The 12,716-nt window shown below is 65.6% G+C and carries 12 protein-coding genes; 3 read left to right on the top strand and 9 right to left on the bottom strand.

Going from position 1 to position 12,716, the window contains the following annotated elements:
• Window positions 1-8 precede the first annotated feature (8 nt).
• The 9 genes from ACUDTM_RS15185 to ACUDTM_RS15145 form a co-directional block, all read right to left on the bottom strand.
• Window positions 9-1,046: a class I SAM-dependent methyltransferase gene (locus tag ACUDTM_RS15185; protein ID WP_227837874.1), complete on the bottom strand. Its 1,038-nt coding sequence runs from the start codon at window positions 1,044-1,046 to the stop codon at window positions 9-11.
• Between the two features lie 11 nt (window positions 1,047-1,057).
• Window positions 1,058-1,639, bottom strand: coding sequence for a CatB-related O-acetyltransferase (locus ACUDTM_RS15180; protein ID WP_276577096.1), 582 nt, complete (start codon window positions 1,637-1,639; stop codon window positions 1,058-1,060).
• On the bottom strand, window positions 1,636-2,994 hold the full coding sequence (locus tag ACUDTM_RS15175; protein WP_227837872.1) for an ABC transporter ATP-binding protein: 1,359 nt from the start codon (window positions 2,992-2,994) through the stop codon (window positions 1,636-1,638). The genes ACUDTM_RS15180 and ACUDTM_RS15175 overlap by 4 nt, the downstream gene beginning before the upstream one ends.
• A complete protein-coding gene (locus ACUDTM_RS15170; RefSeq protein WP_227837870.1) occupies window positions 2,984-3,814 on the bottom strand; it encodes an ABC transporter permease in 831 nt (276 codons plus the stop codon). Before ACUDTM_RS15170 ends, ACUDTM_RS15175 begins: the two co-directional genes overlap by 11 nt.
• On the bottom strand, window positions 3,811-4,995 hold the full coding sequence (locus tag ACUDTM_RS15165; RefSeq protein WP_439426574.1) for a cystathionine gamma-synthase: 1,185 nt from the start codon (window positions 4,993-4,995) through the stop codon (window positions 3,811-3,813). The genes ACUDTM_RS15170 and ACUDTM_RS15165 overlap by 4 nt, the downstream gene beginning before the upstream one ends.
• Window positions 4,996-5,118: 123 nt before the next feature.
• Window positions 5,119-6,489: a pyridoxal-phosphate dependent enzyme gene (locus ACUDTM_RS15160; protein ID WP_164093329.1), complete on the bottom strand. Its 1,371-nt coding sequence runs from the start codon at window positions 6,487-6,489 to the stop codon at window positions 5,119-5,121.
• 301 nt (window positions 6,490-6,790) lie between these two features.
• A complete protein-coding gene (locus tag ACUDTM_RS15155; RefSeq protein ID WP_005407964.1) occupies window positions 6,791-7,027 on the bottom strand; it encodes a YdcH family protein in 237 nt (78 codons plus the stop codon).
• Between the two features lie 324 nt (window positions 7,028-7,351).
• Window positions 7,352-8,236 (bottom strand): OmpA family protein, encoded by an 885-nt coding sequence (locus ACUDTM_RS15150; RefSeq protein ID WP_154329989.1) that lies wholly within the window; start codon window positions 8,234-8,236, stop codon window positions 7,352-7,354.
• Window positions 8,233-8,598, bottom strand: a complete 366-nt coding sequence (locus ACUDTM_RS15145; protein ID WP_008264627.1) for a DUF4398 domain-containing protein — start codon at window positions 8,596-8,598, stop codon at window positions 8,233-8,235. Before ACUDTM_RS15145 ends, ACUDTM_RS15150 begins: the two co-directional genes overlap by 4 nt.
• Before the next feature lie 121 nt (window positions 8,599-8,719).
• Here ACUDTM_RS15145 and ACUDTM_RS15140 point away from each other — a divergent pair, with 121 nt between their 5' ends.
• The 3 genes from ACUDTM_RS15140 to ACUDTM_RS15130 all read left to right on the top strand — a co-directional run bounded on the left by ACUDTM_RS15140 (window position 8,720) and on the right by ACUDTM_RS15130 (window position 12,702).
• Window positions 8,720-9,847, top strand: a complete 1,128-nt coding sequence (locus ACUDTM_RS15140; protein WP_049416904.1) for a PilT/PilU family type 4a pilus ATPase — start codon at window positions 8,720-8,722, stop codon at window positions 9,845-9,847.
• 130 nt (window positions 9,848-9,977) lie between these two features.
• On the top strand, window positions 9,978-11,261 hold the full coding sequence (locus ACUDTM_RS15135; protein ID WP_111008192.1) for a putative DNA modification/repair radical SAM protein: 1,284 nt from the start codon (window positions 9,978-9,980) through the stop codon (window positions 11,259-11,261).
• A complete protein-coding gene (locus ACUDTM_RS15130; RefSeq protein WP_227837866.1) occupies window positions 11,242-12,702 on the top strand; it encodes a UdgX family uracil-DNA binding protein in 1,461 nt (486 codons plus the stop codon). Before ACUDTM_RS15135 ends, ACUDTM_RS15130 begins: the two co-directional genes overlap by 20 nt.
• Window positions 12,703-12,716: the final 14 nt, after the last annotated feature.

Genomic DNA, 12,716 nt, shown 5'->3' with positions numbered 1-12,716 from the left:
CTGTTTGCTCAGCGGCCAAGGGCTCGGCGCCACCACGGGCGCACGAGGAGATTGAGTTTCCGGTCCTGCTCGTCCAGGCGCGGGATCACCGACGCCACCACATTGGCGACCGCGGCTTCACGGGAATGGTCCAGTGCCTGGCGCGTCTCGCTCATCCCTTCGATGACGCGACGCTCCAGCAGTGACAGGCCCTGGGCCAGGCTCGGCAACTGCGACTCCACTATCGCGTAATGCTCCTCGGTGGCGTCGCTGTTCTTCTCCAGCAGTGCGCGCAGACGTGCTTCCTCGGCGTTGAGCCGGCCGATCTCGCCATGGGCGGCGGTCAGGCCCTGGTTCACCCGCTCGATCTCTTCCACGTTCTTGATGTTGCGACCCAGTGCATCGAAGAACTGGTTGATGGTGGCGAACTGGCCGTCACGCGCAGCCTGGGCAAGCTGCAGCAATGCCTGCGGCTGCTCCTCGCCCACCAGCAGCACGCCCAGCCCATGGGTGTGGGTGAATTCGAACGACGGGAACTTCGAGGAAATCTCGCTCCAGTACTCCCACACGCCAAACCCGCGCTCGCGCACGCAGCTGTCGTGGAACAACACGACCGCGCGCGGCGACAGCTTGCTGCGCCACGTCTCGAAGTCTTCGCGGACGGCTTCGTAGGTGTGCAGGCCGTCAATGTGCAGGACGTCGACCGATCCATCTGCGAAGTATTCCAGCGCCTGGTCGAAGCGCATCCGCATCATCTCGGAAATGCCGGCGTAATGGCGCTGCTGGTAATCGCGAAGCTCGGCGTAGATTTCATTACCGTAGAAACCAGCATGCTCGTCGCCTTCCCAAGTATCCACCGCGAACACGCGCGCACTGACCTGCTGGCTTTCCACCGCCTGACAGAACGCCAGGAACGAGGCACCGTTGTGCGTACCCAGCTCCACGATGCTCGTTGGCCGCACAACTTCCACCAGCCAACTGGCGAAGGGAATGTGCCCAAGCCACGCGCTGTGCGGGAGCTTGCGCGGCATCATCAGCATGTTCGGCGACAACGGGAAATCGATCATCTCAGTCTCTATCACGTGAACGACGCCGCAGCGTCCGGGTCGGCCAGCGCGGCCGTAATGAATGCATCGATGCTGGGGCTGCACAGCAGGGATTCAAACTGCTTGATCCGCTCCACCGGCCAGTTCCACCAGGCGATGTGCAGCAAGTGCTCGATCTGCGCTTCGCTGAAGCGCATGCGGACGACACGGCCAGGGTTGCCCGCGACGATGGCGTAGGGTGGGACGTCCCTGCTGACCACAGCACCGGCGCCGATGCAGGCGCCGTGGCCCACGGTCACTCCGGAGAGAACCAGCGCGCCATGGCCGATCCACACATCGTTGCCGATGCGGGTCACGCCTTTGCTGTGCGGATGCCCATCCTGGCCCGCACCCGGCGAATTGAACGCAATGCGCAACGGATGGGTAGTGACCCAATCCATGCGATGCTCGCCGCCACCGAAGATCAGCACGTCTTCGGCGAAGGAACAGAATGCGCCCACTTCGATGCGCTCCCCGGCGCTCCACAGCTTGAAGGTGGCACCACCGTACGTGAAGCGACCAATGCTGACGCGGGGGTCGTCGGTGGTCAGCGGCGGAATGAAGCCATGGTTCATTCCGCTCCCCCTACCCGCGTCATGGTGACCTCATCGAAGGGGATGCCCACCAGACCATAGCGCAACTTGGGCGAGGCGACTTTGATCAGCACCGCGTCATGCAGCCACGCATGCTGGGTGTTGGCGAACGGATCACCGTCAGCAATGGAAACGGTCATCGAGTAATCGCCGTTGGGCAGCATCGGCAACGTGAAGCGAAAACTGGCCTCAAGCGTCGTCCCGGCCTCAACCTGCATCGGCGGCTGGATGTAGGTGAAGGTGTGCTCGCCGAACAGCGACTGACCCAGCCGGTCCTTGACGAAGAAACCGATCAACGGGCTGGACAGCGCTTGGTGTGCAGTGGCCCGCACACGCAGCAGCACATCCTCGCCACCGGCGAACGAGGTGAGGGTTTCGCCCTGGGGATCGCTGAGCAGCACCGAATCAATGCTGGCGACACCGGACTGCCAGCCAGCCGAATTGGCGACGTTGTCGAACATTTCCAGACGCGTGTCCCGCTCCACTTGGGCCTTGGACCGCGGCTTTGTCGGCGCCGCATCACGTGAGGCTTGGCGCGAGGTCAGCTTCACCGTATCGCCGTACACCTCCTGCGAGCAGTACTCGATGTAGGCGTTGCAGGTGTCTTCGGCAGTACCGTGCATGACCATGTCGCCACGGTTGAGCCACACCGCGCTTTGGCAGAAATTGAGCACCGAGGAGGTGTCATGGCTCACGAACAGCAGTGTGCCGGTTTCGCGGAACTTGCGCAGGAAGCGCATGCACTTCTGCACGAAGATCGCATCGCCGACGGCCAACGCTTCGTCGATCACCAAGATGTCCGCATCGACGTGCGCGATGACCGCAAACGCCAGTCGCACGTACATCCCGCTGGAGTAGGTCTTCACCGGCCGGTCGACGAAGTTGCCGATATCGGCAAAGGCGATGATGTCGTCGAACCGGGTGTCGATCTGCTCGCGGGTCAGGCCGAGGATCGAGGCGCTCAGGTAGACGTTCTCGCGCCCGCTGAATTCCGGGTTGAACCCCGCGCCGAGTTCCAGCAGGGCCGCCACGCGCCCCTTGACCTCGACCGTTCCGGAGGTGGCCTGCAGGGTGCCGCAGATGATCTGCAGCAGCGTCGACTTGCCCGACCCGTTGCGGCCGATGATGCCGACCGTGTCGCCGCGCCTCACTTCGAAATCGACGCCCTTCAGCGCCCAGAACTCGTCGTAGTAGCGGCGCGGCGCCAAGCCTGCGGCACGGCGCAGGCGCGGCAGCACGGCCTGCTTCAGCCGCTGGTGCGGCTGGTCATAAATCTGGAAGCACTTGGTGACGCCGCTTACCCGGATGGCGACATCGCTGGAGGGATCAAAGGACATCGGCAAACCCCCGGCGCATTTTCTGGAACGTCGCGAAACCGAACCACGCGACAAGCGCGGCCCCCACTACGTACTTGCCCAGCCCGATGAAGTCCGGGGCATGGCCCCACAGCAGGACCTCACGCGCCTGTTCGATGATGAACGTGAGCGGGTTGAGATAGATGTACGGCCGCAGGTTCTCCGGCAGGGCCTGCACCGGATACAGCACCGGTGCCATGAACAGCATCACCGTGGTGACGATGCCGGTGACCTGGCCGATGTCACGCAGGTAGACACCCAGTGCCGCCAGCAGCCAGGACACGCCCATGGTGCCGACCACCAGCGGGAAGATTACCACCGGCAACCACAGTGCGGTCAGCGGGATCGAGCCACGCAGGAGCAACTGGGCGATAAGCAGGACCAGCACCGAAACCATCGAATGGAACAGGGTGGCGCCCATCGCGACCCACGGCAGTGTCTCCAGCGGGAACACGACGCGCTTCACGTAACTGGCGCTGTTGAGTATCAGCCCCGGTGCACGGTTGATGCACTCGGCGAACACACCGTGGACGATGATGCCGACGAACAGGATGACGGCGAAATCACCATGACTGCTGGTTTCAAGGCCCCAGCGCGCCTTGAACACCACCGAGAAAACGAAGGTGTAGACCGCCAGCATCAACAGTGGATTGAAAAAGGACCACGCCAGCCCGAAGACCGAACCTCGATACCGGCTGATGACCTCACGCTGGGTCAGCTGCCAGATCAGCATGCGATTGGAGACCAGGCTGCGGACAAGCGCACCCGGCGAACTGCCGAACTCAGCGTGGATGCTACTCATTCAGAAGCCCTGCCCAGCGCCCTTTCCAGATCCACCTGCAGATCCCCCAACTCTTCCACACCCACGCTGAGCCTTACCAGCGCATCACTGATCCCCAGCTGCTCCCGACGCGCCACGGGAATCGAAGCATGCGTCATCACCGCCGGATGGTTCACCAGGCTCTCCACGCCGCCCAGCGACTCGGCCAGGGTGAACAGTTCGGTCTTCTCGCAGAAGCGCTTGGCGGCCTCGAAACCGCCCTTCAGCACGATCGAGACGATGCCGCCGTAACCGGCCATCTGCTTGCCGGCCAGCTCATGCTGCGGGTGCGAGGGCAGGCCCGGGTAGATCACCTTCTCCACCGCCGGGTGCTTTTCCAGCCACTGCGCCAGCGCCAGCGCGTTGGCGCAGTGCGCCTTCATGCGCAGCGGCAGGGTCTTCAGGCCGCGCAGGGCCAGGAAGCTGTCGAACGGGCCCTGCACACCGCCGATGGAGTTCTGCAGGAACGCCATCTGCTCGGCCAGCGGCGCGTCGTCACCCACCACCACCATGCCGCCGACCATGTCCGAATGGCCATTGAGGTACTTGGTGGCCGAATGCAGCACCAGGTCGGCGCCCAGCAGCAGCGGACGCTGCAACATCGGCGAGGCGAAGGTGTTGTCGACCACTACGATCAGGCCATGGCGCTTGGCGATGGCGGCGACCGCGGCGATGTCGACGATCTTCAGCATCGGGTTGGTCGGGGTCTCGATCCAGACCATCTTCGTCTTCGACGTGATGGAGGCTTCGAATGCCGCCAGATCGGTCAGGTCGACGAAGCTGAAATCCAGCCCGGCGGTGCGGCGGCGCACGCGCTCGAACAGGCGGAAGCTACCGCCGTAGATATCGTCCATCGCCACCACGTGGCTGCCGGCGTCCAGCAGCTCGATCACGGTCGAGCTGGCCGCCATGCCCGAGGCGAAGGCGAAACCGCGGGTGCCGCCTTCCAGCGAGGCCACGCAGCGCTCATAGGCAAAGCGCGTCGGGTTGTGGGTACGCGAGTACTCGAAGCCCTGATGCTCGCCCGGGCTGGACTGCGCATAGGTCGAGGTGGCGTAGATCGGCGGCATCACCGCGCCGGTGCTGGGATCGGGCGACTGGCCGCCGTGGATGGCCAGCGTGGCCAGGGCCAGCGCGCGGTCGGGCGAAGAGGAGTTGGACATATCGTTTCCTGAATGGCGCCGACGTGCGGCGCCGTCAAAGGATCGGGAGTCTATCAGCGCAGCCTTAACGAGCTTTGACGCGAATAAACCGGAATTCAGCGGTGAACGGCAGCGATCAGCGGCTTACTGCACGCGACGGCGCAGATAGTTCAGCAGGTCGATGCGGGTGATCAGGCCGAGGAAGGCGTCACCGTCCATCACGATCGCCACTTGCCCGCGGTCGAACACCGGCAGCAGGGCCTCGATCGGCGACTTCACGTCCAGCCGGTCCAGCTTGCTGACCATCGCGGTGGCCACGGTGTCGCGGAAGCGCGCTTCGTCGCCGTAGACATGCAGCAGCACGTCGCTTTCATCGACGATGCCGACCAGCTGGTCACCGTCCATCACCGGCAGCTGCGACACGTCATACAGCTTCATGCGCTGGTAGGCGGTGGTCAACAGGTCGTTCGGGCCGATCACCACCGTGTCGCGCTGGCCGTACGGGCGCAGGATCAGGTCGCGCAGGTCGCCGTGCTGCGGGCGCTCCAGGAAGCCGTTGTCCAGCATCCAGTAGTCGTTGTACATCTTAGACAGGTACTTGTTGCCGGTGTCGCAGACCAGCACCAGCACCTTCTTCGGCGTGGTCTGCTCCTTGCAGTACTTCAGCGCCGCGGCCAGCAGGGTGCCGGTGGACGAACCGCCGAGGATGCCTTCCTTGCCCAGCAGCTCGCGCGCGGTGTGGAAACTCTCGGCATCGCTGATGGCATAAGCCTTCTTGACACGGCTGAAGTCGGAGATCGAGGGCAGGAAGTCCTCGCCGATGCCTTCCACCAGCCAGCTGCCCGACTTGTCGTTGAGCACGCCGTCGTTGATGTACTCGGCAAGGATCGAGCCGACCGGATCGGCCAGCACCAGCTCGGTCTTCGGCGAGAGCCTGGCGAACGCACGCGACAGGCCGGTCATGGTACCGGAGCTGCCGCAGCCGAACACGATGGCATCGAGGTCACCGCCCATCTGTTCGAGGATCTCCGGGCCGGTGCCGAACTCATGCGCGGCCGGGTTGTCCGGGTTGCCGAACTGGTTGATGAAGTAGGCGCCCGGGGTCTGCTCGGCGATGGTCTTGGCCAGGTCCTGGTAGTACTCCGGGTGGCCCTTGGCGACGTCCGAACGGGTCAGGCGAACCTCGGCGCCCATCGCCTTCAGGTTGAAGATCTTTTCGCGGCTCATCTTGTCGGGAACGACGAGGATCAGCTTGTAGCCCTTCTGCTGGGCCACCAGTGCCAGGCCCAGGCCGGTATTGCCAGCGGTACCCTCGACCAGGGTCGCCCCCGGCTTCAGGTCACCCCGCTGCTCCGCTGCCTCGATCATCGACAGGCCGATGCGATCCTTGATCGAACCGCCCGGGTTGGCGCTCTCGAGCTTCAGGTAAAGCTCGCAGACACCAGTGTCCAGGCGCTGGGCCTTGACGATCGGGGTCTGGCCGATGAGTTCGAGGACGGAGGAATGGATGGGCATTCGGAGGACTTTCGATTCGCGCCACGCAGGGCCGGACCGATGATTATCCGACGGATGGCGCTGAATGTCAGGTCGGCGCGGAGATGCCGCCCGCCGGCCCCGTAAAGGGATGCGGGCGGGCCCGGATCGACGAGGAGACCGGTACCGCCCGCATCGGTGAGTGGTGCCTGCAGGCCAAGGCACCACCGCTTGTGGTGCCTTGGCGCGGCCGCCTCATCGGCGGTGCCGCGATGCCGGGGCAGGAGCGCCCGGCGGGGCCATCGATGGCCGGGTCACGCCGTTCCGGGCGCGACGGAGTGCGTCAAAGCGTGGGGGACGTCGTTGGGAGCGGTGTTTCGTACATTCGCAGAAGACGTTGCTTGGCCAGCAGCTTCTCACGCTTCATGCGACCCAGGGTGACATCATCGATCGGGAGTACACCCAACTCCGCGTCCATGCACTTCTTGTTCAACTTGCGGTGCTGGTCATGGAGTGCCCTGAACTCCGGATCACGCGCGCGACGGGCGTCGATCTCGCTCTGGGGCTGATCTTCAAACATGATGGACCTCCTTCGACAGATACACGAACGCCCCGGCCGCAAGGCACGGGGCGTTGTTTATGGAGGAGTGCCGGCCGATGGCCACCTGGACGCCTGCAACGACCTGCGGCACTGGCCTGCGCACGTCGATCTGCTGCGGTTCGCGCCCTGCTTGCATCGGCCCGGCCCTCCCATCGTCCGGTCCGCGGCATTGCGTCCCGGACGATTGACCCTACGCCTGCTCAGGGCGGGGTACAAGACCCCTGCGACAAAAAGACCGAACCCCGCCGGGGCGGGGTTCAGGCTGAATGCTCATCACAACGAAAAACAAACAATATCAAGCAATTACGGGGCGATGATGACCTCGGCCGAGCGCGCCCGGGTGGACGCAGCCTTCTTGCCGCTGACCTGGATCCGGTTGCTGGCGACACCACCCGCGACCAGGGCGTCGCGCAGCGCTTCGGCGCGCTTCTGGCCCACGCCGTTGGCACTGTCGTAGGCCTCGATGCGCAGGCGGCCCTTCTTGCCGATGTTCAGGTACTCGGCCAGGGCCTTGGCCTGGTTGCGCGCGCCGCCGGACAGGCTGGAGGCGCCTGCGGCGAACGCGTCACCCCCGAAGGTGAAGACCTCACCGCGAGCGTCGAACTTCGAACCGGGCAGCTTCTGCCCGGACACCAGCTCGGCTTCCTCGCGGGCCAGCCTGGCAGCGTTCTGCTGGGCAGCGCTCAGCCGCTGCTGCTGCTTGCCGGCCACGCTGGTCAGGGCATTCTCGGCGTCCTGGCGGGCCAGGGTCTCGGCCTCGGCCGCCTGGCGCAGGCGTTCGGCCTCCTCGGCCTGCATCTGCGCCTGCATGCGCAGCTGCTCGGCTTCCTGGCGGGCACGGGCGGCATCGCGGCGGCTGGCCTCGATCAGCAGGTCGCTGCGGGTACGCTCCAGGCGGTCGACCTCGCGCGCGGCCAGCGCAGTGCGCACTGCGGTCTCGGCAATCTCCACCCGGCGCTCGGCCAGGTAGGTGGCCAGCTCCTGGTCACGGCGCTTGGCCTTGTCCAGGGTCGCGATGGCCTGCTGCGCCTGCATGCGCTCGAAGGCGCCCAGCTCAGCGGTATCGGGGTTGGCCTGGATGGCCATCAGGCGCTGGCTCAGCTGCGCCACCATCGGGTTGTCGGCGGCCACGGCCAGGGTCGGCAGCGCCAGCAGCGCGGCCAGGGTTGCGGCGGTCATCGGCTTCACCGGCGGTCCTCCCCGGTCGACAGCTGGCGCTGCAGCTGGTTGACCTCGTTGCGGCGCAACTGCAGCTGCGCGGTGACGGTGGCTTCCTCACTGCGGGCGCGGGCCAGGTCGGCATCGGCGGCAGCGCGCAGGGCCATCGCCGGGGCGTTCTTGCGCTCGCGGCGGTCGCCGGCGGCGCGCTGGGCCTGCTCCAGCCCCTGCCGGGCCAGCCCGATCAGGTCCGGGGCGTACTGGTCGGCATCGGCCTGGGTGGCCTTGTCGACCGCCTGCCGGGCCTGCGCCAGTTCCAGGGCAGCGTCCTGCGCCCAGGCGGGGGCAGACAGTGCGAATGCAAACGCCATCACATACAGGCCATGGCGCATTCGTGCGAAGCTAAGTCGTTTCATTGGGGAGGCCGTACCGGTTGTCGGTTCACGGCCATTGTCGTCAAGCCGACACCGTGCTGGCAACGGGCGTCGGCCGTTTCGTTGGGGAAAATTCGCAATGGATATCGGCTACTTCCTGAAGCTGATGACCGAAAAGAACGCTTCGGACATGTTTCTGACCACCGGGGCACCGGTCTACATCAAGATCGAGGGGAAGCTCTATCCGCTGGGCAACACCGGCCTGCCGCCGGGCATGGTCAAGAAGATCGCCTACTCGCTGATGGACGAGGGCCAGGTGCCGCAGTTCGAGCGCGAGCTGGAGCTCAACATGGCCATCGCCCTGCCCGATGCCGGGCGCTTCCGCGTCAACGTGTTCAAGCAGCGGGGCGAGGTCGGCATGGTCATCCGCGCCATCCGCAGCCGGATCCCGAGCATCGAGGAGCTGAACCTGCCGCAGGTGCTGAAGGACGTCATCATGACCCCGCGCGGGCTGGTGCTGGTGGTGGGGTCCACCGGCTCCGGCAAGTCGACTTCGCTGGCGTCGATGATCGACCACCGCAACAGCACCACCACCGGTCACATCCTCACCATCGAGGATCCGATCGAGTACCTGCACAAGCACAAGATGTCGATCGTCAACCAGCGCGAGGTCGGCCTGGACACCCATGCCTTCCACAACGCGCTGAAGAACGCGATGCGTGAAGCACCGGACGTGATCCTGATCGGCGAGATCCTGGATGCGGAGACGATGGAGGCGGCGATCGCCTTCGCCGAGACCGGCCACCTGTGCCTGGCCACCCTGCACTCCAACAACGCCGACCAGACCATCGAGCGCATCCTCAACTTCTTCCCGGAAAGCGCGCACAAGAACGTGCTGATGAACCTGGCACTGAACCTGCGTGCCGTGATCAGCCAGCGCCTGGTGAAGAACAAGGAGGGCCGACGCCTGCCGGCCACCGAGGTGCTGATCAACACGCCGATGATCCGCGACCTGCTGCGCCGCGGCCAGGTGCACGAGATCAAGGCCGCGATGGAAGCCTCGCTGGAAGAAGGCATGGAGAGCTTCGACCAGTGCCTGTTCCGGCTGGCCAAGGCCGGCACCATCGAGCAGGAGGAAGCGCTGCGCGCGGCCGACTCGCGCGATGGCCTGGCCCTGAAGTTCCGCCTGTCCGAAGGCAGCAGCGGCGAGCACGACCCGTACGCCGATTTCTCGGCGGGCGCGCCCAGCATCACCCACGGCTTCTGATCCCACGAAAAACGGGACGGAGGAGATCAAGTCGTTTGTGCACTGGCGACTTGATCCCCTCGATCCCCTTTTTCTGAAGAGTTCAGGGGCGGTCTCATCCAATGAGACCGCTCATCCGTAGGTTTCCTCAATGGAAACCATCCGCAAGCTGGCCATTCTGGCTGATGCCGCCAAGTACGATGCCTCCTGCGCCTCCAGCGGTTCGGGCAAGCGCGATTCGCGCGCCAGTGGCGGTATCGGCAGCACCGAGGGCATGGGCATCTGCCACAGCTACACGCCCGATGGCCGCTGCGTGTCGTTGCTGAAGATCCTGCTGACCAACTTCTGCATTTACGACTGCGCCTATTGCGTGAACCGGGTTTCCAGCAACGTGCCCCGTGCACGTTTCAGCGTGGATGAGGTGGTCACGCTCACCCTGGACTTCTACAAGCGCAACTACATCGAGGGCCTGTTCCTGTCCAGCGGCATCATCCGCAATGCGGACTACACCATGGAACAGATGGTGGAAGTGGCCCGGCAGCTGCGCGAAGAACACCGCTACGCCGGCTACATCCACCTCAAGACCATTCCCGAGGCCTCGCCGGAACTGCTGGCCAGTGCCGGGCGCTATGCCGACCGCCTGTCCATCAACGTGGAACTGCCGACCGAAGCCGGCCTGAGCGCCTTGGCGCCGGAGAAGACGGTTCATTCCATCCGTGGCGCGATGGGCGAACTGCGCTGGCGCATCGAGGAAGCCAAGGAAGCTCGCAGGGCCCCCGCAGCGGTGGCACCGACGGCCAGCCGCAGCACTCGCCCGCGCCCTCCCCGTTTCGCACCGGCCGGGCAGAGCACCCAGATGATCGTCGGCGCGGACGGGGCAAACGACCGGCAGATCCTGGCCAGCGCCGACAGCCTGTACGGCAACTACCGCATGCGCCGGGTCTACTACTCCGCGTTCAGCCCGATTCCGGACGCCAGCCGGCAGCTGCCACTGCAGCCGCCACCGCTGCAGCGCGAACATCGCCTTTACCAGGCTGACTGGCTGCTGCGCTTCTATGGGTACGGCGTGGATGAGATTACCGATACCACCCAGGACGGCATGCTCGACCTGGATATCGACCCGAAGATGGCCTGGGCGATCCGCCATCCCGAGCGCTTTCCGGTCGATCTGAACCGGGCACCGAAGGAGATGTTGCTGCGCGTGCCCGGCCTTGGCGTGCGCAACGTCAAGCGCGTGCTGATGGCACGCCGTCACGGGCGGCTGCGCGTGGCCGACCTCGCGCGCCTGAAGGCACCGATGAGCAAGCTGCTGCCGTTCGTGCTGCTGGCCGACCATCACCCGCGCAAAGCACTGGACGATCCGGCGGCGCTGCGCGCGCAGCTGGCCCCGCCGCCGCGCCAGGGTTTGCTGTTCGATGCCCCGTCCGCGGCCTGACGCGCAGCGCTGGTCGCTGCGGGTGGATCCGCCATGGTCGCTGGAGGCCTGGCGCAGCGGCGCGCGCGAAGCCCTGCTGCGCGGCGTCGCGCCGGAGCAGCTGGACTGGCTCGAGGGCAGCGACGCATCGCTGCTGGACGCGCCAGCGGTCACCTCGGCGCCCGCACAGGCCGATGCTGGCGCACTGACGGTACCGCGCGACTTCCTGGAACTGGCGGCCACCTGCCTGTGCCATCGCGACGGACAACGCATGGCCCTCCTGTACCGGTTGCTGTGGCGCATCGCCCATGGCGAACGCTCGGTGCTGTCAAACCCCGCCGATGCCGACGTACTGCGGGCGATGGCCATGGCACAGGCGGTCCGCCGCGACACGCACAAGATGAAGGCATTCGTGCGCTTCCGCGAAGTGCCTGGCCAGCCTGATGCGTTCATCGCCTGGTTCGAGCCACAGCACCACATCGTCGACCGGGTCGCGCCGTTCTTCGCGCGCCGTTTCACCGGCATGCGCTGGGCCATCCTCACGCCTTCGCGCAGCGTCGCCTGGGATGGGCAGGCGCTTGCCTTCGGCCCCGGTGCACGGCGCGAGGATGCCCCGGCCGAGGATGCACGCGAGTCGCTGTGGCAGACCTACTACGCCAGCATTTTCAATCCGGCCCGGCTCAACACGCGGATGATGATGCAGGAGATGCCGGCCAAGTACTGGCGCCACCTGCCTGAAGCCCGATTGCTGCCTCGCCTGGTACGCGACGCCGCCGACCGCGTGCAGGAAATGCATGACCGTCCCGCGCAGGCACCGCAACGCAGGATTCCGCTGCGAGCGAACCCTCCGGCATCGGCAGCCGAAGCCAGCAGCCTGGACAATCTGCGCGGGCAGGCCAGCGCCTGCCGCCAGTGTCCGTTGTGGGAGCAGGCCACGCAGACCGTATTCGGACAGGGGCCGGCAGGGGCCGGGGTGATGCTGGTCGGAGAGCAACCGGGTGACACCGAAGATCTGCGTGGGCAGCCATTTGCAGGACCTGCCGGCCAGGTGCTGGACCGCGCATTGGCGGAACTGGGGATCGATCGCGCCACGCTGTACCTCACCAACGCGGTGAAGCACTTCCACCATGAACGGCGCGGCAAGGTGCGGCTGCACAAGCGGCCGGAGAGCCGTCACATCCAGGCCTGCCGGCCCTGGCTGATGGGTGAGATCGCGCGCGTGCGGCCCCAGGTGATCGTGTGCCTCGGCGCGACAGCGGCAGCCTCGGTGTTCGGCCATGATTTCGACCTCTCGCGTGACCGCGGGCGCTGGCACACCCTCGAGGACGGCACGCGCGGCTACGCCACGGTGCACCCGGCATGGGTGCTGCGACAGACCGACGATGCCCGCCGCGAGGAGGCCTACCGGTTGTTCCGCGATGACCTGGCCCGATTGCAACAGAAAGGGGACGGAGGGGATTAAGTCGTAAGTGCATA

Source organism: Stenotrophomonas maltophilia group sp. vghtpe118 (assembly GCF_052605195.1).
This window is presented reverse-complemented; position numbering and strand designations above follow the sequence as displayed.

Bases quoted from the DNA above. Each gene is read 5' to 3' on its own strand.
- ACUDTM_RS15185 (WP_227837874.1), bottom strand. From the start codon at position 1,046: ATGATCGATTTCCCGTTGTCGCCGAACATGCTGATGATGCCGCGCAAG.
- ACUDTM_RS15180 (WP_276577096.1), bottom strand. From the start codon at position 1,639: ATGAACCATGGCTTCATTCCGCCGCTGACCACCGACGACCCCCGCGTC.
- ACUDTM_RS15175 (WP_227837872.1), bottom strand. From the start codon at position 2,994: ATGTCCTTTGATCCCTCCAGCGATGTCGCCATCCGGGTAAGCGGCGTC.
- ACUDTM_RS15170 (WP_227837870.1), bottom strand. From the start codon at position 3,814: ATGAGTAGCATCCACGCTGAGTTCGGCAGTTCGCCGGGTGCGCTTGTC.
- ACUDTM_RS15165 (WP_439426574.1), bottom strand. From the start codon at position 4,995: ATGTCCAACTCCTCTTCGCCCGACCGCGCGCTGGCCCTGGCCACGCTG.
- ACUDTM_RS15160 (WP_164093329.1), bottom strand. From the start codon at position 6,489: ATGCCCATCCATTCCTCCGTCCTCGAACTCATCGGCCAGACCCCGATC.
- ACUDTM_RS15155 (WP_005407964.1), bottom strand. From the start codon at position 7,027: ATGTTTGAAGATCAGCCCCAGAGCGAGATCGACGCCCGTCGCGCGCGT.
- ACUDTM_RS15145 (WP_008264627.1), bottom strand. From the start codon at position 8,598: ATGCGCCATGGCCTGTATGTGATGGCGTTTGCATTCGCACTGTCTGCC.
- ACUDTM_RS15140 (WP_049416904.1), top strand. From the start codon at position 8,720: ATGGATATCGGCTACTTCCTGAAGCTGATGACCGAAAAGAACGCTTCG.
- ACUDTM_RS15135 (WP_111008192.1), top strand. From the start codon at position 9,978: ATGGAAACCATCCGCAAGCTGGCCATTCTGGCTGATGCCGCCAAGTAC.
- ACUDTM_RS15130 (WP_227837866.1), top strand. From the start codon at position 11,242: ATGCCCCGTCCGCGGCCTGACGCGCAGCGCTGGTCGCTGCGGGTGGAT.